The organism is Streptomyces sp. NPDC037203 (assembly GCF_055605065.1).
The window spans coordinates 1-23,478 of the sequence record NZ_JBVJUC010000005.1; the positions used below are offsets into that span (position 1 = coordinate 1).

A 23,478-nucleotide genomic window follows, 5' to 3' on the forward strand; every position below is an offset into this window, starting at 1 on the left:
GTACTGCAGGGGGGACCCTGTGGGAGAGTAGGACGCCGCCGAACAATTATTCCGGGGAACCCCCGCACCGTATGGTGCGGGGGTTTTCTGCGTTCCGGAGCGGTTGTCCGCGAGGCAGTGTCCTCGGCGGAGTTCGCCGCGTTACCAGCTCATGACGATGTCCCGTTACAAGTCCTCCGTCGAGCATCCCGGCGTCCGCACCCTCAAGGAGCACATCGCGGACATCCGCACCGAGGTGACCGCCCACCCCCTCTACACGAGCTTCCGCAGCCGCCGGGACGTCGCGGTGTTCATGGAGCACCACGTCTTCGCCGTATGGGACTTCATGTCCCTGCTGAAGAGTCTTCAGCGGCAGTTGACCTGCACCAGCGTGCCGTGGGTGCCTCGGGGCCCGGTCGCCTCCCGCCGGCTGATCAACGAGATCACGCTGGTGGAGGAGAGCGACGAACTGGGCGAGGGATTCACCTCCCACTTCGAGCTGTACCGGGCGGCGATGGACGACGCCGGCGCCGACCCCGGACCGCTGGACGCCTTCCTGGACCTGATCCGGTCCGGCACCCCCGTCCCCAAGGCCCTCGTGGACGCCGGGGCACCGCTCCCGGTGCGGGACTTCGTCGGCGCGACCTGGCACGTCGTCGAGACCGCCCCGGTCCATGTGCAGGGAGCGGTGTTCGCCTTCGGGCGCGAGGACCTGATCCCGGAGATGTTCGGGCAGGTCGTCCGCATCGAGGACCCTGACGGAAGCCTCACCCGGTTCAAGGACTACCTCCACCGGCACATCGAGGTCGACGCCGACGAACACACCCCCATGGCCATGCGCATGCTGGTGGACCTGTGCGGTGACGATCCCCGCAAATGGGAGGAGTGCACCTACGCGGTGCACGAGGCGCTGCACGAGCGGGCCCGGTTCTGGGACGCGATCCTGCGGCAGCTCCGCGAGGGGGGCCTGGACGGCGGCTCTTAGGGTGGGGGCATGCGCTATGACCTCATCATCTTCGACAACGACGGCGTCCTGGTCGACAGCGAGCCGATCTCCAACCGGCACCTGGCGGCGTACCTGACGGAGCTGGGCGTCCCGACGTCGTACGAGGACTCCCTGCGCGACTACATGGGCGCGGCGCTGCACCGGGTCCACGACCTCGTCCTGGAGCGCACCGGGCGGCGGCTGCCGGCCGACTTCGACGACGTCTTCCACGCGCGCGTCTTCGCCGCGTTCGAGCGTGAGCTCAAGCCCGTGCCGGGCGCGGCCGAGGTGCTGGGGAAGCTGGCCGCGGACGGAGTGCCGTACTGCGTGGCCTCCTCCGGGAGCCATGAGCGGATCAGGGTGGGACACCGCGCCACCGGACTCGACCGGTGGTTTCCCGAGGAGCGGATCTTCAGCTCGCAGGACGTCGGCAAGGGCAAGCCCGCGCCCGACCTCTTCCTGTACGCGGCCGAGCGGATGGGCGTCGCCCCCGAGCGGTGCGCGGTCGTGGAGGACTCCCCACTGGGCGTCCAGGCGGCCCTGGCGGCCGGGATGGACGTGTACGGGTTCACCGCGATGACTCCGGCCGGGCGGCTCACCGGCGTTACCCAACTGTTCGCCACCATGGGGGAGTTGCCCGACCTGCTGCTGTGAGCCGCACCATGACCGGTGGCATCCGCCGGTGCCTGACATCTGTCATGCCGTCGTCCGGACGAACGTTTCTACCGGGGACCCCCGCCGGGCGGGAGGCTGAGGGCATGACGAAGAACACGGGGAACCACAGCCGGAACACGCAGCAGAACCCGAGCATGCCGGACAACCTCAGGCCGCTCGTCATCGATGTGGCCGTGCCCCTCGGGGCGTACTACCTCCTCAAGGACGGCTTCGGCGCGAGCACGTTCGCGGCGCTCGCCTGGAGCAGCGTGGTGCCGGCACTGCGGACCGCGTGGAGCCTGGTGCGCGAGCGCCGGGCCAACGGGCTCGCCCTGCTGATCCTCGCCGTCAACGTCATCTCCCTGGTGGTGAGTTCGGTCGCCGGGGACCCGCGGCTGATGCTCGCCAAGGACAGCGCGGTCAGCAGCACCGTCGGCATCGGCATCCTGCTCTCGGTCCGGCTCGGCCGGCCGATGATGACCACCGCGGTGATGCCCTTCCTGGTCAGGGGCGACGCGGCGAAGGAGGCCGCCTGGCAGCGGCTGACCGGCGGGAGTTCGGTGCGCTCCGCGGACTTCCGGCGGTACGAGCGGACGTTCTCCGTCGTCTGGGGCGTGGCGCTGCTCGCCGAGTGCGTCGCCCGCGTCGTCGGCGCGTACACCGTCCCCGTGGACACCATGGTCTGGCTCGGCACCGTCGTCCTGATCGGCACGATGGTGGTCGCCTTCCGGATCAGCGGGGTGCGGGGCGCGGGCCCGATGGAGCACCTGCTGGAGACCGAGGTCGCCGCCGGCTCCAACACCGCGGAAACTGAAGGTAATTCACCTTTGGCGATGTCTACCCACAAGTAAGCCGGGGCCCTACGCTCGCCGCCATGACTGAACTGCTGCGGCGCGGTAGGGCCTCGCTGGCGTTCGCGTTCTTCGCGCAGGGCGCCACGTTCGCCCTGCTGGTGACGCGCATTCCCGCCATCCAGGACCGGTACGGCATCTCCGATGCCCTGCTGCCGGTCTTTCTGGCCGCCGTGCCGGTCCTCGCGGGCGTCGGCAGTGTCACCACCGAGCAGCTGGTCAAGCGGGTACGGCCCAGCAGGCTGCTGCGCTGGTCCCAGCCGGTGGTGCTGCTCGCGCTGCTGGCCGCGGGCGCGGGCGGGCGGGGGCAACTGGCCGCGGTGGCGGTCGCGCTGGCCGTGTTCGGGCTGTCGGTGGGGATGCTGGACGCCTCGATGAACATGCTGGGGGTCAGCCTCCAGCGGTCGTACGGGCGCAGCATCATGCTCAGCTTCCACGCCGCGTACAGCCTGGGCGGCATCGTCGGGGCCTCGCTGGCGTGGGCCGGGGCGCACTGGCAGCTCGCGCTGTGGGTGTCGTACCTGCCGGTGGTGGCGGTCCTGCTGCCGGCGACGCTGGTGGGCAGCCGGTGGTACGTCGACGGGGAGGCGGCGGCGCCGGTGGCGCCGGGGAGCGGCGGCGGAGGCGTGGTCTTCCGGCTGCTGCTGCCGCTGTGCCTGGTGATGACCTTCGCATACATCGGGGACTCGACGGTCTCCAACTGGAGCGCGAAATACCTGAAGGACGTGCTGGGCAGCTCGGAGCAGCTGGCGACGGTGCCGTACAACGTGTACATGGTGACCACGCTGGCCGGGCGGACCCTGGGGGACTTCGGGGTACGGCGGTTCGGCGCGGCGGCGGTCGTACGGCTCGGGGCGCTGGTGGCCGCCGGCGGGTTCGCGGTGGTGGCCGCAGCGCCCGGCGCGTGGGTGGGGATGCTCGGGTTCACGCTGCTGGGGCTCGGGCTGTGCGTGCTGGTGCCGCAGACCTTCGCGGCGGCGGGGCGGCTGTTCCCCGGCGCGTCGGACGCGGCCGTGGCGCGCCTGAACATCTTCAACTACGTCGGTTTCCTGGTCGGATCGCCGTTGGTGGGGGCGGTGGGGGACGCCTGGAGCTATCGCGGGGCGATGCTCCTGCCGATGGTGCTGGTACTGGTGACGCTCGGGTACGCCAGGTCGTTCGCGACGAGCGGGGGCCGATACGGTGGCGGGTATGAGCGGCCGCGCACAGCTGATGTGGGACGAGGCAGTAACGGGCTATGACTTCGGCCCCGGTCATCCGATGGACCCGGTGCGGCTGGCGCTGACCCGGAAGCTGATCGGCGCCCTGGGGGTCGACCGGGAGCTGGAGATCGTCGCGGCGAAGCCGGCCGGGCGGTCCACGCTGCGCCTGGTCCACCGGGACGACTACATCGAGGCGGTGCGGGCCGCGTCGGCGGACCCCGCGGCGGCGGACGGCTCGTACGGGCTCGGGACGCTGGACGATCCCGCGTTCGCCGGGATGCACGAGGTGTCCGCGCTGATCGCGGGGCAGTCGGTGGCGGCGGCGGAGGCGGTGTGGCGGGGGGAAGCGCTGCACGCCGTGAACTTCACCGGCGGGCTGCACCACGCGATGCCGGGGGCCGCGTCCGGGTTCTGCGTGTACAACGACGCGGCGCTCGCCATCGCGCGGCTGCTGGAGCTGGGCGTGGAGCGGGTCGCGTACGTGGACGTGGACGTGCACCACGGGGACGGGGTGCAGGCCGCGTTCTGGGAGGATCCGCGGGTGCTGACGATCTCGGTGCACGAGCATCCCCGTACGTTGTTCCCGCAGTCCGGGTGGCCGCAGGAGACCGGCGCCGGGGCGGGGGAGGGGGCGGCGGTGAACCTGCCGCTGCCGGCCGGGACGGGGGACGCGGGGTGGGTACGGGCGTTCCACGCGGTGGTGCCGGAGCTGCTCGCGGAGTTCCGGCCGCAGGTGCTGGTCTCCCAGCACGGGGCCGACACGCACGCCGAGGACCCGCTCGCGCATCTCGCGGTCTCGCTGGACGCGCAGCGGGCGGTGCAGCTGGCGTGCCACGAGCTGGCGCACGAGTACGCGGACGGGAAGTGGGTCGCGCTGGGCGGGGGCGGTTACGCGGTGGTGGACGTCGTACCCCGCTCCTGGACGCATCTCGCGGCGATCGCGGCGGGACGGCCGGTGCCGCCGGAGACGGTGATCCCCGAGGGCTGGCGCCAGGAGGTGTACGCGCGGACGCGGGAGCTGGCGCCGCAGCGGATGACGGACGGCCGCTGGCCGGTCTCCTGGTCCTCCTGGGAAGCGGGCTACGACCCCGCGGACCGCCTCGACCAGTCCGTCCTGGCCACCCGCCGCGCCGCCTTCCCGCTCCGGGGCCTGCTCCCCTAGAAAGGCCCTGGAAAAGCCCTGGAAAGGCCCTGGGAACGCGCTGGGGGGCCGTTACGCCAACCGTGCGCAAAACCCCCGGAATTCCCCTTACGGGGTGGGTCGATCGGCCACTATCGCTGGCGTGTTGGCCTACCTGTCCGCCGCCCGGCTGGCCGGAGTCGTCGGAACGTCTCGGGAGCGCAGTCTGCGGAGGTACCGTCAGTTCGCGGTCCGCGATCCGCGGGTGCTGCTCGGGATCGACCCGCGCGGGGGCTGGGGCGAGCCGGAGTTGCTCGCGCTGATGGCGTGCAGGTGTGGTGTTTCGGCCGATCCCCGGCACCGCTCGGGGCCGGATGTGATCGATCCGGCGCTGACGCTCGCCGCGCTGGACGCCTTCGCGGAACGGCTCGCGGCGGTCGCGCGGCGGCACGCACCGGTCCTGCTCGGCACCGGGCACCCCCGCTCGCTGCTCGGTTTCTACGCCGTCCTCGCGGACGCCCTCTCGGCGGCGGGATGTGAGGTCCTCACCCCCGCGCAGGGTCGCTGTGTCGACATATTGACCCAGTTCGGTCTACGCACACACCGCATCGACTACGTACGACGCGTCGCGTTGGTGCGGGAAACCGAGGGCGGGCGCCCCGGTGGTGAGCCTGGCGCGCACTGCCATTCGCCGCTGCCGGTCCGGGTCGCGCTGGAGGCCGCCGCGGCCGCCGGCGGACCGCTGCCCGAGCTGGTCATCGGCGACCACGGCTGGCTCTGCGGCGCAGGTCAGCTGGGGTTCGAGGCGATCGGGCCGGCCGACTCCGACGACCCCGCGCCGTTCGTCGGCCAGGCGGAGGGCGCCGTCCGCGTCGTCGTACCCCTGGACGACGGAGTCCGGTCTAGTCACTACCTGCCACTCACCCGCTACGTGCTCAAACGCGCGTGTCTGTCACAGTAGGCCGCCGATGGGTGCACCTCTTCCCCACTCGCATCACCCGCCCCTAGTCTGGGGAGTGAGCACGCAGCGACGAAGAGTCACCGGAAGGGGAAGCCGGTGGCCGTCGAGTGCGGAAGGTGCAGGTGTGTCATGGCCGCAGCTGACGAGAGGCCTCTGAACGAGGTTCAGTTCCTGACCGTGGCGGAGGTCGCCACGGTGATGCGAGTGTCGAAGATGACCGTGTACCGCCTGGTGCACAGCGGTCATCTGCCCGCGATCCGGGTGGGGCGGTCCTTCCGCGTCCCCGAGCAAGCGGTCCACGAGTACCTCCGCGACAGCTATGTGGGGGTGGAGACGACCTGACGACCCCCTCCGGGGGATCCCGGAGACCCTCGATTACGACCTCAGCGCTCGGTTGGGTAGGCTAGCCCCTCGTAGGTCGTGTGGGCCCATGGCGCCCAAACAACCGAGTGATGAGAAGTGAGCGAGGGTAGTCGTGGGCTCTGTTATCAAGAAGCGGCGCAAGCGGATGGCCAAGAAGAAGCACCGCAAGCTGCTCAAGCGCACGCGCGTCCAGCGCCGCAACAAGAAGTAAGCGGCCGGCGCGAGAGCGTGACCTGTGGCCCCCCATCGACAAGGATGGGGGGCCACAGGTGTATCCCCGGCGATCCGGCCGCGATCCGGCCGACTCCAGTCGGGGAATTTCCGTCACCTCGCGCATCGGGCAGTCATCACAGCGCGACATCCACCCGCTAAGTTGGCCCCCACGGGGAACGCGGAACGCGAGACCCCTGGGAAGGAAGGCGCTGATCTTGGGCAAGGTCGTGCTCGTCACCGGGGTCGCCCGGCAGCTGGGCGGCCGGTTCGTGCGGCGGATCCAGCGGGACCCGGAGGTCGAGCGGGTGATCGCGGTGGACGCGGTGCCGCCCGCGCACCAGCTCGGCGGGGCCGACTTCATCCAGGCCGACATCCGGCAGCCGACCATAGCCCGCGTGCTCGCCGAGACCGGCGCCGACACCGTCGTCCACCTCGATGTCACGGGCACCGCGCTCGGCGGCGGCAACCGGGCCACGGTGAAAGAGACCAATGTCATCGGCACCATGCAACTGCTCGGCGCCTGCCAGAAGTCGCCGGCGGTCCAGCGGCTGGTGATCAAGTCCAGTACCAATGTGTACGGCTCCGCGCCGCGCGATCCGGCCGTGTTCACGGAGACCACCCCGGCCAAGTCGCTGCCCAGCGGCGGGTTCGCGAAGGACACCGTCGAGGTCGAGGGGTATGTGCGGGGGTTCGCGCGGCGGCGGCCCGATGTGGCCGTGTGCGTGCTGCGGTTCGCCAACATCCTCGGCCCGTCCGCGGACACCCCGCTCGCCTCGTACTTCGCGCTGCCGGTGCTGCCGACCGTGTTCGGCTACGACCCGCGGCTCCAGTTCGTACACGAGGACGACGTGGTGGAGGTGCTGCGGCTCGCCTCGCGCGAACCGCGCCGGGGCACCCTCAACAGCGGCACCTTCAACATCGCCGGGGACGGGGTGCTGCTGCTCTCGCAGTGCTCCCGGCGGCTCGGGCGGCCGACCGTGCCGCTGCTGCTGCCCGCGGTCACCTGGGCCGGCTCCCTGGTCCGTACGCTGGGTATGACGGACTTCTCACCGGAGCAGATCCGGCTGCTGACCCACGGGCGGGTCGTGGACACCGGCCAGATGCGCGAGACGCTGGGGTTCACGCCCCGCTACACGACGGCGGAGGCGTTCGCGGACTTCGCCCGCGGCCAGGGCGCCGGGCTGCTGCCGCCGGAGGCCGTCGCGGGAGCCGTCGACCGGATGGCCGCGCTCGCCCTGCCGGGCGGCGGCCGGCCCACGACGTAGCGGCCCCGGGCCCGGCGGGATCCGAACGAGAGGCTCTAGCGCCAACCGAGGAGCGCGGTAACGATGGCGGACGCCAAGGTGATTCCCTTCGACGACGACCGGTCGCGGGGGAGCGGGAGCGGCAGTGGTCCCCAGCGGTCCGGGAGACGGCGGGGCGCGGGCGGCCGGCGCGGCTCTCGCGGCGACGCCGGGGCCGGTGAGCTGGGCGAGGTGCAGCGGCTGCCGGGGCGGGGGCCGGTGGACGAGGACGGGCCGGTGGGCGGGGACGAGCGGCCGGTGGAGCCCGTACCCGCCGACGAGGGCGGTCTGGAGCGGCGGCTGGCGGCCGGGCTGTCGTTCCTGCGGCGCCGGCTGACCGGAGAGTACGAGGTCGACGACTTCGGGTACGACGCGGAGCTGACCGACCAGGTCCTGATGTCGCTGCTGCGGCCGGTGTACGAGAAGTACTTCCGGGTCGAGGTGAAGGGCGTCGAGAACATCCCGGACAAGGGAGGGGCGCTGATCGTCGCCAACCACTCCGGGACGCTGCCGCTGGACGGGCTGATGATGCAGGTCGCGGTGCACGACCACCATCCCGCCGACCGGCATCTGCGGCTGCTCGCGGCGGACCTGGTGTTCGTGCTGCCGGTGGTCAACGAGCTGGCGCGCAAGCTCGGGCACACCCTGGCGTGCGCGGAGGACGCGGAACGGCTGCTGGAGCAGGGCGAGCTGGTGGGGGTGATGCCCGAGGGGTTCAAGGGCATCGGGAAGCCCTTCAGCGAGCGGTACAAGCTCCAGCGGTTCGGGCGGGGCGGGTTCGTGTCGACGGCGATGCGGCAGGGGGTGCCGATCGTGCCGTGCTCGATCGTCGGGGCGGAGGAGATCTATCCGATGATCGGCAACGCGAAGACGCTCGCGCGGGTGCTGGGCATTCCGTACTTCCCGCTGACTCCGACGTTTCCCTGGCTCGGGCCGCTGGGTGCGGTGCCGCTGCCGACGAAGTGGACGATCCAGTTCGGTGAGCCGATCCCGACGGACGGGTATCCGCCGGAAGCGGCCGAGGATCCGATGCTGATGTTCAACCTCACCGACCAGGTACGCGAACAGATCCAGCACACCTTGTACAAACTGCTGGTCCAGCGCCGCTCGGTGTTCTTCTAGCCCGCGGTACGACGGCGATGGCGTCCCCGCTCGGGTGGGGGCGCCATCGCCGTCGTACTTCCCTAGTTCGCCTGGTCGTTGTCGATCCCCAGGCCGGGCAGGAGGCCCGGCAGGAGTGGCGGGAGGGTGACGTCGGGGGCGGTGGCCGGGGGTTTGGTGGTGGACGGGGTGCCGCTGTCGCCGCCGGACTTCGGCGGGTCGAGCAGACCGCCGGTGCTGCCGCCGAGCAGACCGTCGTCGGTGCTGTCGCTGGCCTTGCCGGTCGGGTGCTCGGTGCTGGTGTGGCCGGCGGACGGGGCGCTGTGGTGCGGCGGGACCGACCGGTGGGTGCCGGGGGACGCCGGGCCGGAGCCCCGGTGCGTGCCGTCGCCGCCCGGCGAGGGCTGCTGCGGCAGCAGGGACTGGAGCGGGGCGACTTCCTGGTCTATGGCGTCGAACACCGACGACACCTGCTGTTTGACGTCCCCGAGCTGCACCGGCAGCTTGTCGCTGAGCGCGCTCCACGCCTCGCGGTGGTTCCGGGAGAACGCGGACAGCGCCTGGATCGGGCCCAACTGGTCCGGATCGGCCTCATAGGCCGCGTGCAGCAGCCGGTGGCCCTCGGTGACGTCGTGCTGCATCCCGGACAGGGTGCGGCGGATCTCGCCGATGGACTCGTGGTCGAGGTGGCCGCCGCGGCCCCGCTCCATCAGCCGGCGGGCCTCGCCGAGCCGGGTGGACGCCTGGTCGAGGTAGACCTGGCCGCGCTGGTCCTCGCCGTTGCTCAGATAGTCGAGCTTGAAGTCCTCGATGCCGCGCTTGAGTCCGTACAGCGAGTCGCCGGGCAGGGCGTGGGAGCTGGCGGCGGCGACGCCGCCGAAGGCTCCCGCGGCCACGCCCACGCTGAGTCCGCCGGCCGCGAGGCCCTTGGTCAGCCTGGTGCGCGGCCGGAGCTTGCCCAGCGGGCTCGCCCGGTGCGCGCCCTTGGCCTTGCGCTGACCCGGTACGGTCGGCTCCGCCGCCGCCCCGGTCCCCTCCTGGAGCATGGCCTCCATCGCGGCCACCAGCTGTGCGCGCTGGACGACCTTGACGTCGGGATCGAGCTGCGGCCTGGGCAGCGCGCCGAGTCCGTCCGCGAGGGCCAGCAGGCGGCCCCGCTCGGTCAGTTCCTCGGTGGTCGGCGGGGAACCCGCCGGTTCGTCGGACTGCTCGGCCGCCGTGTCCCGGTCGGACTGCTCCTCCAGGGCCTGGGCGAAGGCGTTCGCCCGCCGGTGCGCCGATACGTTCGCGATCACTGGCGGCACCTCCTCTCGTCATGACGGTCGACTCCCCAGGGGGTCCTGAGGGTTGCACGCCCCCGGCCGTGCCACCCGATCGGGCGATGGTCCGGCCGGGAGGTGACCACAGGGAGCCTGTATCCCGCTCAACGACTGGTGCGGCACTTGGGTTACGGACGCTGTTTGATCCGTACGGAAAGTCAACGTGCCTTTACGGAAGGTGAGTTGGCGGTCGCCCGAAGCGGCGGGCCGGGGGTGGGCGCTTTCAGCGGGCGTCGTCCGGCAGCAGCCGGGCGAGGGTGCGGACGGCGCGGTACTGGAGGGTCTTGATCGCGCCCTCGTTCTTGCCCATGACCCGTGCGGTCTCCGCGACCGAGAGGCCCTGGAGGAAACGGAGCGTCACGCACTCCTGCTGCTGCGGGTTGAGGCGCCGTACGGCGTCCAGGAGCGCGGCGTTCGACAGGGACTCCAGGACGGAGTCCTCGGGGGAGCGCTCGACCTCGTTGGCGTCGAGCATCTCGCCGGTGGTGACCTCCAGGCGGAAGCGGCTGGACTTGAAGTGGTCGGCGACCAGGTTGCGGGCGATCGTCACCAGCCAGGCGCCGAAGTCGCGGCCCTGCCAGGTGAAGGTGCCGATCCGGCGCAGGGCGCGCAGAAAGGTCTCGCTGGTCAGGTCCTCGGCCGTGGCGCGGCCGCCCACCCGGTAGTAGATGTACCGGTAGACGGTGTCGCTGTACTGGTCGTACAGCCGTCCGAAGGCCTCGGCCTCGCCCGCCTGGGCGCGCTCGACCAGGTCCATCATCCGGGCGCTGTCGCTGTCGGCGGCCGGGCGGCGGGCGGTGGCGCTGCCGCTGGCACCGGCGGGGCGCCCGCGTCTGGCGACGGCGGCGCCGCCGTCGGCCAGTGCGTAGCACGGGCCCGTGGGCGTGGCGATGGCGAAGGCAGGGACGGTGAGCGCGGTGGGGACGAGGCCGCGCAGCGTCTCTTTGACCGTTGCGACAGTTGCGCGCAGCGTAGCCAGGCCCGAGGCGTCAACCCCGACGTGTGGGTACACGGGACTCCCAGAGGCAGAGCTTTCATCACGTGCAGTGCGGAACCGTTCACCCGTCGTAGCGACGGAGGGGTACCGGTTTGCGTCTGAGGAGAATAACGCTTCGTGCAGGCCCTGCTACACCGAGTTGCTCAAATCACCGATTGCGTCGCATCTGTAACCGATTGTTGCCCTACCCCGTTCCGCAACCTGATCACTTCTTGACCGAAAAAGGGCGTGTTTCGGTGAACTCCAGGACATCTTGAAATGGCCGCGGCATAATTCCGGCCGCGTGGCCCCCTGCGGTGAGGCCCGCCGGGCAGGATCTACCGGCGCCGGCGGCTCAGGGCGATCGCCGCCGCGGTGCCACCGGCAACCGCTCCGACGCCCGCCGCCGCCGGGATCCCCACCTTCGCCGCCTTGCGCCCGGTGCGGTAGTCCCGGAGCCGCCAGTCCTTCTCCCGCGCGTGCTTGCGCAGCTTCGCGTCCGGGTTGATGGCGTAGGGGTGGCCGACGAGGGACAGCATCGGGATGTCGTTGTGGCTGTCGCTGTACGCCGCGCAGCGGGCGAGGTCCAGCCCCTCCGCCGCGGCCAGCGCCCGCACCGCCTCCGCCTTGGCGGGCCCGTGCAGCGGCTCGCCGACCAGCCGGCCGGTGTAGATGCCGTCCACCGACTCCGCGACCGTCCCGAGCGCACCGGTCAGACCCAGCCGGCGCGCGATCACCGTGGCGATCTCCACCGGGGCCGCCGTGACCAGCCACACCTTCTGCCCGGCGTCCAGGTGGGCCTGGGCGAGCGCGCGGGTGCCCGGCCAGATGCGGTCGGCCATGTACTCGTCGTAGATCTCCTCGCCGATGGTCTGGAGTTCGACGACGCGGTGGCCCTTGACGATGGACAGCGCCGAGTCGCGGGCGTCCTGCATGTGCTCGGGGTCCTCGACCCCGGCCAGCCGGAACCACGCCTGCTGCCAGGCGAAGCGGGCCAGGTCGCGGGTCTCGAAGAACTTCCGCTTGTACAGGCCGCGCCCGAAGTGGAAGATCGCGGCGCCCTGCATCACCGTGTTGTCGAGGTCGAAGAAGGCGGCCGCGCTGGTGTCGCCGATCACCGGGAAAACCGGTTCCTCCGCTTCGGCCCGCGCGGTCTGCTGTGCCTCCTTGGAGGACTTGCGGGCGGCCTCCGCCGAGGCCTCGCCTGCCAACACGCTCCGCGCCGTGGCGGAGCGCCTACGGGGAGTGAGCCATCCGAGAGCGGCCATGTCGTGAGCATAGCCAGTCCGTTCGGCGCTTCCGGAGCCGGAAGGTTCGAACACCGTGAACTCCGGGTGAGGCGAGGGCCGGACCGGGTGCGCCGGCGCCGCGCGCGAGAATGGCCGGTATGAGTCCACTCTTCCGACGCAACGGCGACAAGAACGCGGAGCGGGCGCCCGGCGAGCGGCTGGTCACCCTGATCCGCAAGCCCGGCTGCCATCTGTGCGACGACGCCCAGGCCGTGATCGAGAAGGTCTGCGGGGAACTCGGGGTGCCCTGGGACCGGAAGGACATCACCGGGGACAAGGCGCTGTACGACCGGTACTGGGAGCAGATCCCCGTCGTCCTGGTGGACGGCGAGCAGCACACCTTCTGGCGTGTGGACGCCGGCCGGCTCCGCAGGGCGCTGACCGAGTAGCCCGGACGCCGATCGAGTGGCCCGGATACTGACCGAGTAGTCCAAAGCGTCCCGAAAGTCGCTTAGGATCTATGGGCGGTTTGGTCTCGGGGGCGGGATTCGTGAGGAGCGTGTGCGGTTTTGCCCCCAGTAACGAAGGCGCACGGGTGTGTGCCCGCTGGTTCCCGCCAACGGCGCGAAAGATGCGTGACCCCGGTCACTTCTGCCGGGCAAATCGGACACCATCTTTGTGCACGCGTTCACAAAGACATAGCCTGCTGTCGACGGGGCGGTCCGGGGACGTATGGCCGCCCGCAGCCCCGCTCTACCATCAGGAGCACCGTGGCAACTGGCCGAACACACCGACCGGCGACCCGCAGCCGAGGGATTCCCGAGGCCACCGTCGCCAGGCTTCCGCTGTACCTCCGAGCCCTGACCGCGCTGTCCGAGCGCTCGGTGCCCACGGTCTCCTCCGAGGAGCTGGCCGCGGCCGCGGGGGTCAACTCCGCCAAGCTGCGCAAGGACTTCTCGTACCTGGGCTCCTACGGAACGCGCGGTGTCGGCTACGACGTGGAGTATCTCGTCTACCAGATCTCCCGTGAACTCGGCCTCACCCAGGACTGGCCGGTTGTCATCGTCGGCATCGGCAACCTCGGCGCCGCCCTCGCCAACTACGGCGGGTTCGCCTCCCGCGGTTTCCGCGTGGCCGCGCTGATAGACGCGGACCCGGCCCTGACCGGCAAACCGGTCGCGGGCATCCCGGTGCAGCACACCGACGACCTCGAGAAGATCATCAAGGACGACCGGGTCTCCATCGGCGTCATCGCCACCCCGGCCGGCGCCGCCCAGCAGGTCTGCGACCGGCTCGTGGCCGCCGGAGTCACCTCCATCCTGAACTTCGCGCCGACCGTGCTGTCCGTGCCGGACGGCGTCGACGTGCGCAAGGTCGACCTGTCGATCGAGCTCCAGATCCTCGCTTTCCACGAGCAGCGCAAGTCCGGCGAGGAGACCGCGGCCGGTGACGGCGCCCTGCCCGCCGCCGTCACCCCCCGCGACGACGCCGACCAGGGACCCGACGGGGACGTACCCGCCGTGATGCCCGCATGAGCCTCCTCGTCGTCGGCCTGAGCCACCGCAGTGCCCCGGTCAGCGTGCTGGAGCGGGCGGCGCTGAACGCGGACGCCCAGACCAAGCTGCTGCACGACACGGTCGCCGCCGAGCCCGCCACCGAGGCCGCGGTGCTCGCCACCTGCAACCGCATCGAGCTGTACGCGGACGTGGACAAGTTCCACGCCGGTGTCGCCGAGCTGTCCACGCTGCTCGCCCAGCACAGCGGCGTCGGCCTCGAGGAACTGACCCCCTACCTGTACGTCCACTACGAGGACCGGGCCGCCCACCACCTCTTCTCGGTGGCCTGCGGCCTGGACTCCATGGTGGTCGGCGAGGGCCAGATCCTCGGCCAGATCAAGGACTCCCTGGCCCGCGCCCAGGAGCTGCACACCGCCGGCAAGCTGCTGAACGACCTGTTCCAGCAGGCCCTGCGGGTCGGCAAGCGCGCCCATTCCGAGACCGGCATCGACCGCGCGGGCCAGTCCCTGGTCACCTTCGGCCTGGAGCAGCTGGCCGCGGGCGGCGAGGTGCGGCGCTGGGCGGCCGGCCGCCGGGCGCTGGTGATCGGCGCCGGTTCGATGTCCTCGCTGGCCGCCGCCACGCTCGCGCGGACCGGGGTCACCGAGATCGTCGTCGCCAACCGCACCTTCGACCGGGCCGAGCGCCTCGCCGAGATCCTCCGGGAGGCCGACGACCACGCGGTGACCGCCCGTGCGGTACGGATGGACGCCGTGCCGGACGAGCTGACACGTGCCGACGTCGTCGTCTCCTGTACCGGGGCGACGGGCCTGGTGCTCACGGCGGAGGCGGTCGCGCAGGCGGTCGAGGGCCGCACCGGGCAGCCGGCCGTCACCGAGCCCGGTCCCCCGGCCGTGCAGCCCGAGGCTCCGCAGCCCGCCGCCGACGAGAACTGCCCCCTCGACCTCGCCGCCGCCCAGCCCGGCTTCTCCGTCATGGGCGAGGCGGCCGTGGCCGGCATGGACGCGGCCACCCTGGAACAGCACGCGGCCTGGGCCGCCGGTGGCGGCACGCGCCCGGCGGGTGGTCGTACCAACGAGTCCGCCGGGGCCGACGCCGAGCTGATCACCGCGCTCGCCGCGACCGCCGCCAGCGCGGGCCGGATCCCCGAGCGGCGCCGACCCGAGCCGGTCGCCGAGCGTCCCGCGCCCGTCGTCTTCCTCCTCGACCTGGCCATGCCCCGCGACATCGACGCCGCCGTGCACCGCCTGGCCGGGGTGCGCCTGGTGGACATCGAGTCGCTGGCCGAGGCCTCCGCGGACGCGCCGATGGCGGCCGACGTGGACCAGGTTCGGCGTATCGTCTCCGACGAGGTCGCGGCCTTCGGGGCGGCCATGCGGGCGGCGCACATCACGCCGACCGTGGTCGCACTGCGCACCATGGCCGCGGACGTCGTCGCCGCCGAGATCGCGCGGCTCCACGGCCGCCTGCCCGACCTGGACGAACGCCAGCGCGGGGAGATCCGCCAGGCCGTGCACCGGGTCGTCGACAAGCTGCTGCACGCGCCGACCGTGCGGGTCAAGCAGCTCGCGGCCGAGCCCGGTGGCACCGGGTACGCGGACGCGCTGCGCACCCTGTTCGACCTCGATCCCGAGACGGTCGCCTCCGTCTCGCGGGCCGAGGACAGCACAGAAACGAAGGACCGACCGGCATGAGTGACAAGGCACTGCGACTGGGGACCAGGCGGAGCAAGCTCGCCATGGCCCAGTCCGGCCAGGTGGCGGAGGCCGTCCGCCGGGTGACCGGGCGTCCGGTCGAGCTGGTCGAGATCACGACGTACGGCGACACCTCCCGCGAGCACCTCGCGCAGATCGGCGGCACCGGCGTGTTCGTCACGGCGCTGCGCGACGCGCTGCTGCGCGGTGAGGTCGACTTCGCCGTCCACTCGCTCAAGGACCTCCCCACGGCCCAGCCCGAGGAACTGGTCCTGGCCGCCCTGCCGGTGCGCGAGGACCCGCGGGACGTGATCGTGGCGCGCGACGCCCTGAAGTTCACCGACCTGCCGCGCGGCGCCCGCATAGGCACCGGCTCCCCGCGCCGCATGGCACAGCTGAACGCGTACGCCCGCGGCCACGGACTGGACATAGAGACGGTCCCGATCCGCGGCAACGTGGACACCCGCATCCGGTACGTCCACGACGGCGAGCTCGACGCGGTCGTCCTGGCCGCCGCCGGACTCAACCGGATCGGCCGCATCGAAGAGGTGACCGACTTCCTGTCGGTCGACACGGTTCTGCCCGCCCCCGGCCAGGGGGCACTGGCGATCGAGTGCGCGGCCCAGCGCGCTGACCTGATCGCGGCGCTCGGCGAGCTCGACGACCCGTTCACGCGGGCCGCCGTGACCGCCGAGCGGTCACTGCTCGCCGCCCTGGAGGCCGGTTGCAGCGCACCTGTGGGTGCGCTGGCCGACTTGTTGGGGGGCGGGCAGATTGTCAAGGAAATGCGCCTGCGCGCCGTCGTCGGGACCACCGACGGCACCCGCATGGTGCAGTTGTCCACCACCGGTTCCGTGCCCCAGACGCACGAGGGTGCGCTGGCACTCGGTAGCGACCTCGCCACCGAGATGCTCGCCCAGGGCGCGGCCGGTCTGATGGGGGAGCGAGCACATTGAGCCCCACCGCCCTTCCTGCCGCCGGTCCGGAACACGGGCACGTCACCTTCCTCGGTGCCGGACCCGGAGATCCGGGACTGCTGACTCTGCGCGCCGTGGAGGCACTGTCGAACGCGGACGTCCTGATCGCCGAGCCCGAGGTGCTCGATGTGATCCGGACGCACGCGCGGCAGGGCGTCTCCGTCGTGCACACCGACGGGGACCTGTCCACGTCGCCACCGGGCACGCCGCAGCTCACGGTCGTTGACGGCACGTCAACCACCGCCGCTGCCCCGTCTCCTGCCCGGGATGCCGTTCATCTTGTCATGGAGGCCGCGCGGGGCGGCAGGCGGGTGGTGCGTGCGGTTCCGGGCGACCCCGGACTCGACACGGACGCCGCCGAGGAGATGCTCGCGTGCGCCGCGGCCGGGGTGCCCTTCGAGGTCGTACCCGGTGTCGCGGCCGCGGTCGGCGTCCCGGCGTACGCCGGTGTGCCGCTGCGGGACGCGGACGGCGCGGACGTCCGGTTCGTGGACGCCCGTACCGCCTCCGACCGCTGCTGGACCGAGGTCGGTGCCTCCGACGGCACGGTGGTCGTCTCCACGACCCTGGACGCGGTGGCCGCCGCGGCGGGCGAGCTGGTCTCGGCCGGCCGCAAGCCGGACACCCCGCTGACGGTCACCGTCGCCGGTACGACGACCCGCCAGCGCACCTGGTCGGCCACGCTGGGCACCATCGCGCAGACGCTGAAGCAGGCGAAGGTGCTGCCCTCGCCGGACGGCGGCCGCCCGGTGATAGCCGTGGTCGGCGAGCGCTCGGCCGCCGCGCGGCGCGACCAGCTGTCGTGGTTCGAGTCCAAGCCGCTGTTCGGCTGGAAGGTGCTCGTGCCGCGTACGAAGGAGCAGTCGGCGTCGCTCTCCGAGCAGCTGCGTTCCTACGGTGCGGTGCCGCACGAGGTCCCCACCATCGCGGTGGAGCCGCCGCGCACGCCCCAGCAGATGGAGCGCGCGGTCAAGGGCCTGGTCACCGGCCGCTACGAGTGGATCGCCTTCACGTCGGTCAACGCGGTGAAGGCGGTGCGGGAGAAGTTCGAGGAGTACGGCCTTGACGCTCGGGCTTTTGCGGGTATCAAGGTGGCTGCGGTGGGCGAGCAGACGGCTCGCGCGCTGATCGCCTTCGGCGTGAAGCCGGACCTGGTGCCGAGCGGCGAGCAGTCGGCCGCGGGTCTCCTGGAGGACTGGCCGCCGTACGACCCGGTCTTCGACCCGATCGACCGTGTCTTCCTGCCCCGCGCCGACATCGCCACGGAGACCCTGGTGGCCGGGCTGATCGAGCTGGGCTGGGAGGTGGACGACGTCACCGCCTACCGCACGGTGCGCGCCTCGCCCCCGCCGGCCGAGACCCGCGAGGCGATCAAGGGCGGCGGCTTCGACGCGGTCCTGTTCACCTCGTCCTCCACGGTCCGCAACCTGGTCGGCATCGCGGGCAAGCCGCACAACGTGACGGTGATCGCCTGCATCGGCCCCGCGACGGCGAAGACGGCCGAGGAACACGGCCTGCGCGTCGACGTCATGGCCCCGGAGCCCTCGGTCGCCAAACTGGCCGAGGCGCTGGCCGCCTTCGGCACGAAGCGCCGCGACGCGGCACTGGAGTCGGGGGACCCGGTGACCCGCCCGAGCGAACGCCGACCGGGAGCACGGCGCCGCCGCTCGACGACGTGAACCGGTCCGCCCGCCCACCCGAAGCTCTCGGCTGACGGGTGGGCGGGCGGCTTTTCCCCCGTCAGTGCTTCGACGCGTACGGCAGGAAGCTCGCCCAGGTGGTGGGGGTGAGGGCGAGGCGGGGGCCGGTGGGGTTCTTGGAGTCGCGGACGAGGATGTGGTCCGGGATGGTGGCTACTTCGACGCAGGACGGGCCGTCGGACGTGCTGTAGCTGCTCTTGATCCACTCCAGCTCGGGGCTGGGCTTGAGGCTCATGTTTCTCCAAGTGCTTTGTCGATCAGGGCCAATGACTCCCGTGGCGTGAGAGCCTGCGCTCGGATAATCCCATAGCGCATATCGAGGGCAGTGGTCTCCTTGGGGTTGCAGAAGACACGGCTGACGAGCGGCGCTTCGCTGAGCCCTACGTTGGTCCCGTCCTTGAGCTTGAGCAGCCGGAACAGGCCGTCGAGGCCCGAGTTTTCCTCGCTGCCCAGGGGAAGGACTTGCAGGTCGACGTTGGGCAACTGGGCTACCTCCAACAGTCGTTCGAGCTGTCCCCGCATGACCATCTTGCCCCCGATCAGCCGTCGTAGCGTCGACTCGCACAGCACGAAGCTGAAGAGTGGCTCGGCCGTCGTGGGGTTGATGATCTCCTGGCGAGCCAGCCTCGCGGCCACTTGCCGCTCCAACTCGTCCACTGTGAACGGCGGCCGTCGAGATCCGAGGACGGCCCGCGCGTAGTCTCGGGTCTGGAGGAGTCCGTCCACAACGGAGTTGTTGTAGGAACTGATCACCACCGCCTCGGCCTCAAGACGCTTTACGTCCCGTACCTTCTTGGGATAGCGGACCTCCTCCAGGTCCGTCTTCATCGCGGAGATCCTGCCCTCGGCCCGCAACGCCTCGTCCGCCGCGTCGAGATACTCGGGACGGGGGATCCGCCGCCTCCGCTCCACCGAGGAGACCAGTTCCTCCCCGTACCCGATCAGCGTGCCGAACTCCGCCTGGGTGAGGCCCGCCGCCTCGCGCCACAGCTTCAGTTGCCGGGCCACCGTGCGAATGACGGCCCCGGCCTCCTCGTCCCCCAGTTCCGCGTCCCAGTCGCTCACGTCCGCCGCCCTCCCGTCGCTTCCTGCCGGGCCCAACCACGGACGCGCGCCTCCGGTCACGCCGTACAGCCCGGACGGAACCGGACAACTCACGGACAGGCACTGGTCGCACGGGCCATCGATATTCACAGGCTACGCAGGAACGGCCACGCTGCGTGATGTGAATCAGGAAACCCAGCAGACCACGCTGGCGCAAAAGTCACCGCGCCAGTTCTCCGTGCCGCTGTCCGCCACCCGCTGGGGCGCCCGCCTGGCCCGGCTCCTCGCGGTCGAGCAACTGGAGTCATGGGGGGTCCCGCTGGACCCGGCGGGCCTGATCGTGGCCGAACTGGCGGCGAACGCCGCGCTGCACGGCCGGGTACCGGGCCGCAGCTTCCGCCTGAGCCTGCTGCTGCCGGCTCCGGGCCTCCTGCGCATCGAGGTCACGGACACCCGCGCGGACTGCCTCCCGGTCCGCGTCCCCACCCCCTCCGAATCCGGCTACGGCCTGCTCCTGGTCGACACCCTGTCCACCCGCTGGGGCGTCCGCCAGGGCCCGGTGCCGTGCAAGACGGTGTGGGCCGAGTGCGTGTTCGCTCCGCTCGGACCGGCGTTCCACCCGTCACGGTGAGAGGTGCCGTCCGAACGGGTGGGAACCGGGGGGCACATAGCCAGTCGTGAGGCGACTTCCCTAGGCTGCGGCGGCATGAAGGGGCGGCATTCGGCGCTCGCCTCACGGACATGCGCAGGAGGGCACGGGTGAACTCCTACAGCAGGCACGGGAAGTTGGTGCGGAACCGGATTCCGCAGATCATTCGCGACGGCGGGACCGAGCCGGTCTTCTACACCGCGGGCCGGGGCGAATACCGCAGCCGGCTGCGGGACAAGCTCGGTGAGGAGGTCGCCGAGTTCCTCGCGGCGGACGACGACGCGGCACCGGAGGAGCTGGCGGACGTGCTGGAAGTGGTCCATGCCCTGGCCGCGGACCTGGGAGTCGGCGAGGACCAGTTGGAGAAGATCCGCGCGGCGAAGACGGCCGAGCGCGGCGACTTCTCCGACCGGATCGTCTGGACGGGCAACCACTGACCGGAGGCCGTCCGGCCGATCTCCACGGGACCTCACGTTCCGGTCCTGGTCAGTACGGCATGGCAGACGCCGGGCAGAGGCAGCACGGGGGCCTCGGCAGCGGGCACGAGGCCGGCCCGGCGGGCGAGGGCGACGATCTCGTCCGGGGAGATGCCGCGCTGGAAGGTGCCCTTGCTCCGGCTCGACCAGAAGCCGTCGTGGTGCGGCGTCCAGCCGCCGTCCGCGGCCGCTTTGGTGATCTCCTCCGGTGACCGGGTGACCACGACGACATGTCCACCGGGGCGCGCGAAGGACGCCGCGTCTTCGAGTGCCTGGATCCGCTGCCAGGGGTCGGGCAGCACATTGAGGACGAACATCGAGGTGACAAGGTCGAAGCCGGTCCGCCGGGGACGCGGCCAGCCGAATCCCTCGTGGGGGTCGAAGCCCTCGGTGTCCAGGCCCGATGAGCGGTAGTGGGCGACATCGGCTCCGTAGCCGCAGCCATGGTCCAGGACGCTCTTGACGTCGAGCGGACTGGTCAGGTGGCCGGTCACGGCCCGTGCGGCAGGAGAAGGGCCGCGCCGGTTCATCGCGGTCTTATGGGGCTGGTAACGCGTTCTGACCGTGGCCGTGCAGATCTTCCCGGTGATCTCGCTCACGGGGAAGAGCACGTCCTCCGGCTCCCTGCCCTGGAGGGTGACAGGCACGTCGATCAGCAGCGCGGAGTGGTCGGTGAACGCCTGCGGCCCGATCCGCACCGTCGCGTCCGGTACGACCGTGGTGGTCGCTGCCAGATGGTCGTTGAGCAGGGCGAGGTCGGAGCGAAAGCGGCTGGGCTTGCCGAAGTAGACGCGCTCGTAGGTGAAGGCAGGCGCGGTGTCGGCGGTAGCGTCCACCAGATCGACTCCTTGCATCAGCTGCCGCAGCATGCGTCGTTCGGCCTTGGTCGTGAAGTCGCTGGTCTCCCCGCCGGACAGGCCGTCCTCGGGTCGGGGAGCAAGGTTGAAGTCGCCGCAGACCAGCAGCGGCCGGCCTGCCTCGGCGGCCGTCATCGAGGCCAGCTCGGCGAGTTGGGCGGTTCGGGAGGCGCCTGTATAGGAGTCGAGATGGACGTGGAGGACGACCAGCCAATCCAACTCGATCCGCTGGACCCACGTGCCGGGTGAGGACACGGTGGGAAGGGCGAGGTCTTCGCTGATCCACAGGGCCAGGTGCCCGTCGCCGCCGACGAAGGCGTAGCCCGCGGGCACCGGCGGAATCCGGTCGGCGGGTTTGAACGGCTCCTGGGCGAGCACCGCCTTGACGCCGTGTTCGCGCAGCCAGGTGGCGAGTCTGGAACGGGCGGCGGGGGAGCCGAGACGTTTGTTGAGGTTGACCGAGGCCAGTAGCACGGGGCGTCCTTGAGGTCACAGTGGCAGGGGTCTTCCGGAGGCGGCCTCGTCACGGAAGGCGTCCCACAGGATGTTCAGTGGGTGAGAGGCGTCGTATGCCTCGCGTTCGCCTTTGCGGGCGAAGACACCCGAGATCAGCTGGAGCATGGGGTCGAAGTCGTCGGCGAAGTCGATGAGCCGGAAGTCCTCGCTGGTGGGCAGGCGTCCGTCGACGGCGGCCTCGCCTATGGAGCGGGCGCACAGCATGCACCCGTAGGTCATGCGCGAGCGCAGCAGAGCGAGTCCGTAGTAGATGTCGTCGATCTCGGCGGTGATCTGCAACTGGGACCGGAAGTCCGGACCGTACCAACGCTCGACGAAGTCGGTGATCACTCCGCGGGAGGGTATGACCAGGGGGAGGCTCCGCAACCGGTCGACGCCGATGGTCCTGGCGGCGAGCTCGCGCACCGGCAGGTTCGTCAGCAGCGCCAGGCCCTCGCGGTGCCATTCGAGGAAGTCGTAGTCGGGCGCGACATGGTCGGCCGCGGCGTCGGCCGCCAGACCGCCGCACAGCAGGTCGACCTGATTGGAGTCCAGCCGTTTCCAGAAGTCGCGGGTCCGTACGTGCACGACCTTCAGTTCGATCTCCCGCTCCAGTAACTGCGGGGCGACGCGTTCCCACACCCGGCCCAGGAAACCGAGGGTGAATTCGGTCGTCCCCACGGTGAGCGTCGAACCGAGCCGCCGACGGGAATCGGCGATTCCGTGCAGCCACGCCGCGAAGGTCGCCCGCGCCCGCTCGACGACCTCCAGCCCGGTGGGAGTGAAGAGGAAGTCCTTGCCCCGTCCCTGCTTGACCACCAGCAACTCGCCGGTCAGCGCCTGAAAATTGCGGTTGAGGATGTCCAACTGCTTCTGGACGCTGGACTGCTCGCGCCCGAGCACCTTCGCCGCGGCCAGTGCGGTACCCGTCTCGCGGACGACGATCAACGTCCGCATCTGGTCCCAGGTCAGGTCCAGCAAGTGGGGGGAGCACGCCAGCAGATCGACACGAAACCCCTCCGGTCCCGGCACCCTCAGCGGACCGGACGGTAACGACGGCACCATGACGCCCCCTCCCTGACGCGGCAAGAACCAGCTTGCATTGTTCGCATGGCCAGCGGAACTGAACTTCTCCGCATTTCATCCCGAGAAAACCTTTAAATGTCCGATCGGACATAGGGATATCGCGGACTGTTCCTGGCAACATTTCAGCAGACGCCTTCGACCGGAAAGGCGAAACCCGCAGTGCTGTCCACATCCTGGGGGTGAGCCATGCTCGCAGCCGAGTCGATCACCGAGTCGATCGCACGGGGCGCGGTGGACTGGACCGGACAACTCCGTGGCGACGGCCTTTTGCTGAGCCTCGGATCGCCACTGCAGCCACTCGTGGCGCCCGGCACTTCGGTGATCGACCTCGCCGAGCAATCCAGCATCAATGGGCTCTACGGCGAGCCGGTGACCGAGTGGAACACGTACGACGTGCTGCCCGGCGAATTACTGCTGGGAGCGGTCGCGGAGCCGCTTCGGCTCGGCGCAGGGGTGATGGGGATGATCGGCGGGCTGAGCCATCTGGCCCGCGTCGGTCTGGCCGTTCACATCACCAGCCCCTTCGTCCTGCCCGGCTGGAGCGGGCACCTGGCGCTGGAACTCGTGAACACCGGGCCCGCCACCCTGCGACTGCACCACGGCATGCCATTGGCCCGACTGCTCCTCTTCGCCCTCGACGGCCAACACGCCGACGATGTCGTGCCCCACCCGTTCTACGGCCGTGAGGCCGACCTGAGAAGCCGATACGCCGACGAGTTCGCCGTCGGCCCGAACCGGAGGTGACCC

General features: G+C 70.9%; 25 protein-coding genes. 18 read left to right on the top strand and 7 right to left on the bottom strand.

The features are described 5' to 3' along the window. Positions 1–151 precede the first annotated feature (151 nt). The 10 genes from ACZ7EC_RS15930 to ACZ7EC_RS15975 all read left to right on the top strand — a co-directional run bounded on the left by ACZ7EC_RS15930 (position 152) and on the right by ACZ7EC_RS15975 (position 8,733). A complete protein-coding gene (locus ACZ7EC_RS15930) occupies positions 152–964 on the top strand; it encodes a DUF3050 domain-containing protein (protein WP_471062913.1) in 813 nt (270 codons plus the stop codon). 9 nt (positions 965–973) lie between these two features. Further along, entirely contained in the window at positions 974–1,618 is a 645-nt protein-coding gene (locus tag ACZ7EC_RS15935) for an HAD family hydrolase (RefSeq protein WP_471062915.1), read from the top strand. 104 nt (positions 1,619–1,722) lie between these two features. Beyond that, positions 1,723–2,469: a VC0807 family protein gene (locus ACZ7EC_RS15940; protein ID WP_471062917.1), complete on the top strand. Its 747-nt coding sequence runs from the start codon at positions 1,723–1,725 to the stop codon at positions 2,467–2,469. A 23-nt stretch (positions 2,470–2,492) separates the two neighbouring features. After that, positions 2,493–3,710, top strand: a complete 1,218-nt coding sequence (locus ACZ7EC_RS15945; RefSeq protein WP_471062919.1) for an MFS transporter — start codon at positions 2,493–2,495, stop codon at positions 3,708–3,710. Further along, on the top strand, positions 3,661–4,833 hold the full coding sequence (locus ACZ7EC_RS15950) for an acetoin utilization protein AcuC (RefSeq protein WP_471062921.1): 1,173 nt from the start codon (positions 3,661–3,663) through the stop codon (positions 4,831–4,833). Before ACZ7EC_RS15945 ends, ACZ7EC_RS15950 begins: the two co-directional genes overlap by 50 nt. Before the next feature lie 112 nt (positions 4,834–4,945). After that, positions 4,946–5,752, top strand: coding sequence for a phosphatase (locus ACZ7EC_RS15955; protein WP_471063595.1), 807 nt, complete (start codon positions 4,946–4,948; stop codon positions 5,750–5,752). Between the two features lie 129 nt (positions 5,753–5,881). Further along, on the top strand, positions 5,882–6,094 hold the full coding sequence (locus tag ACZ7EC_RS15960; protein WP_471062923.1) for a helix-turn-helix domain-containing protein: 213 nt from the start codon (positions 5,882–5,884) through the stop codon (positions 6,092–6,094). A gap of 133 nt (positions 6,095–6,227) precedes the next feature. Next, positions 6,228–6,326 (top strand): 30S ribosomal protein bS22, encoded by a 99-nt coding sequence (locus ACZ7EC_RS15965; protein WP_003948845.1) that lies wholly within the window; start codon positions 6,228–6,230, stop codon positions 6,324–6,326. Positions 6,327–6,543: 217 nt separating this feature from the next. Continuing rightward, positions 6,544–7,593 (top strand): NAD-dependent epimerase/dehydratase family protein, encoded by a 1,050-nt coding sequence (locus ACZ7EC_RS15970; protein WP_471062925.1) that lies wholly within the window; start codon positions 6,544–6,546, stop codon positions 7,591–7,593. 63 nt (positions 7,594–7,656) lie between these two features. Further along, positions 7,657–8,733, top strand: a complete 1,077-nt coding sequence (locus ACZ7EC_RS15975; protein WP_471062926.1) for a lysophospholipid acyltransferase family protein — start codon at positions 7,657–7,659, stop codon at positions 8,731–8,733. A 62-nt stretch (positions 8,734–8,795) separates the two neighbouring features. Here ACZ7EC_RS15975 and ACZ7EC_RS15980 read toward each other — a convergent pair whose 3' ends face one another. The 3 genes from ACZ7EC_RS15980 to ACZ7EC_RS15990 form a co-directional block, all read right to left on the bottom strand. Then, entirely contained in the window at positions 8,796–10,007 is a 1,212-nt protein-coding gene (locus tag ACZ7EC_RS15980; protein WP_471062928.1) for a DUF5667 domain-containing protein, read from the bottom strand. A gap of 247 nt (positions 10,008–10,254) precedes the next feature. After that, the gene (locus tag ACZ7EC_RS15985) at positions 10,255–11,043 is read right to left on the bottom strand and encodes an ECF subfamily RNA polymerase sigma factor, BldN family (protein ID WP_471062930.1); all 789 of its coding nucleotides are present in this window, start codon (positions 11,041–11,043) and stop codon (positions 10,255–10,257) included. A 302-nt stretch (positions 11,044–11,345) separates the two neighbouring features. After that, positions 11,346–12,275 carry an HAD family hydrolase gene (locus ACZ7EC_RS15990; RefSeq protein WP_471062931.1) on the bottom strand — a complete coding sequence of 310 codons (930 nt, stop codon included), beginning with the start codon at positions 12,273–12,275 and terminating at the stop codon, positions 11,346–11,348. A 110-nt stretch (positions 12,276–12,385) separates the two neighbouring features. On the opposite strand from ACZ7EC_RS15990, the gene ACZ7EC_RS15995 reads away from it, so the two are divergent. The 5 genes from ACZ7EC_RS15995 to ACZ7EC_RS16015 all read left to right on the top strand — a co-directional run bounded on the left by ACZ7EC_RS15995 (position 12,386) and on the right by ACZ7EC_RS16015 (position 18,103). Then, positions 12,386–12,685: a glutaredoxin family protein gene (locus ACZ7EC_RS15995; RefSeq protein WP_471062933.1), complete on the top strand. Its 300-nt coding sequence runs from the start codon at positions 12,386–12,388 to the stop codon at positions 12,683–12,685. Positions 12,686–13,006: 321 nt separating this feature from the next. After that, positions 13,007–13,771, top strand: coding sequence for a redox-sensing transcriptional repressor Rex (locus ACZ7EC_RS16000; protein ID WP_397984675.1), 765 nt, complete (start codon positions 13,007–13,009; stop codon positions 13,769–13,771). Continuing rightward, on the top strand, positions 13,768–15,447 hold the full coding sequence (locus ACZ7EC_RS16005; RefSeq protein WP_471062936.1) for a glutamyl-tRNA reductase: 1,680 nt from the start codon (positions 13,768–13,770) through the stop codon (positions 15,445–15,447). The genes ACZ7EC_RS16000 and ACZ7EC_RS16005 overlap by 4 nt, the downstream gene beginning before the upstream one ends. Then, on the top strand, positions 15,444–16,403 hold the full coding sequence (gene hemC, locus ACZ7EC_RS16010) for a hydroxymethylbilane synthase (RefSeq protein WP_471062938.1): 960 nt from the start codon (positions 15,444–15,446) through the stop codon (positions 16,401–16,403). Before ACZ7EC_RS16005 ends, hemC begins: the two co-directional genes overlap by 4 nt. Further along, the gene (locus ACZ7EC_RS16015) at positions 16,400–18,103 is read left to right on the top strand and encodes a bifunctional uroporphyrinogen-III C-methyltransferase/uroporphyrinogen-III synthase (RefSeq protein WP_397984672.1); all 1,704 of its coding nucleotides are present in this window, start codon (positions 16,400–16,402) and stop codon (positions 18,101–18,103) included. Before hemC ends, ACZ7EC_RS16015 begins: the two co-directional genes overlap by 4 nt. A gap of 61 nt (positions 18,104–18,164) precedes the next feature. On the opposite strand, the gene ACZ7EC_RS16020 is transcribed toward ACZ7EC_RS16015, so the two are convergent. Together ACZ7EC_RS16020 and ACZ7EC_RS16025 are read right to left on the bottom strand one after the other, a co-directional pair. Continuing rightward, a complete protein-coding gene (locus tag ACZ7EC_RS16020) occupies positions 18,165–18,359 on the bottom strand; it encodes a DUF397 domain-containing protein (protein WP_471062940.1) in 195 nt (64 codons plus the stop codon). Continuing rightward, positions 18,356–19,189, bottom strand: a complete 834-nt coding sequence (locus ACZ7EC_RS16025) for a DUF5753 domain-containing protein (protein ID WP_471062942.1) — start codon at positions 19,187–19,189, stop codon at positions 18,356–18,358. Before ACZ7EC_RS16025 ends, ACZ7EC_RS16020 begins: the two co-directional genes overlap by 4 nt. 151 nt (positions 19,190–19,340) lie before the next feature. Between ACZ7EC_RS16025 and ACZ7EC_RS16030 the strand changes: the two genes are divergently transcribed. Together ACZ7EC_RS16030 and ACZ7EC_RS16035 are read left to right on the top strand one after the other, a co-directional pair. Beyond that, positions 19,341–19,799, top strand: a complete 459-nt coding sequence (locus ACZ7EC_RS16030; protein WP_471063597.1) for an ATP-binding protein — start codon at positions 19,341–19,343, stop codon at positions 19,797–19,799. A gap of 128 nt (positions 19,800–19,927) precedes the next feature. Further along, entirely contained in the window at positions 19,928–20,254 is a 327-nt protein-coding gene (locus tag ACZ7EC_RS16035; protein WP_471062944.1) for a nucleoside triphosphate pyrophosphohydrolase, read from the top strand. A gap of 32 nt (positions 20,255–20,286) precedes the next feature. Here ACZ7EC_RS16035 and ACZ7EC_RS16040 read toward each other — a convergent pair whose 3' ends face one another. Next, positions 20,287–21,624 (bottom strand): methyltransferase domain-containing protein, encoded by a 1,338-nt coding sequence (locus ACZ7EC_RS16040; RefSeq protein WP_471062945.1) that lies wholly within the window; start codon positions 21,622–21,624, stop codon positions 20,287–20,289. 15 nt (positions 21,625–21,639) lie between these two features. Next, a complete protein-coding gene (locus ACZ7EC_RS16045; protein ID WP_471062947.1) occupies positions 21,640–22,710 on the bottom strand; it encodes a LysR family transcriptional regulator in 1,071 nt (356 codons plus the stop codon). Positions 22,711–22,917: 207 nt separating this feature from the next. On the opposite strand from ACZ7EC_RS16045, the gene ACZ7EC_RS16050 reads away from it, so the two are divergent. After that, positions 22,918–23,475 carry a dCTP deaminase gene (locus ACZ7EC_RS16050; protein WP_471062948.1) on the top strand — a complete coding sequence of 186 codons (558 nt, stop codon included), beginning with the start codon at positions 22,918–22,920 and terminating at the stop codon, positions 23,473–23,475. Positions 23,476–23,478 lie beyond the last annotated feature (3 nt).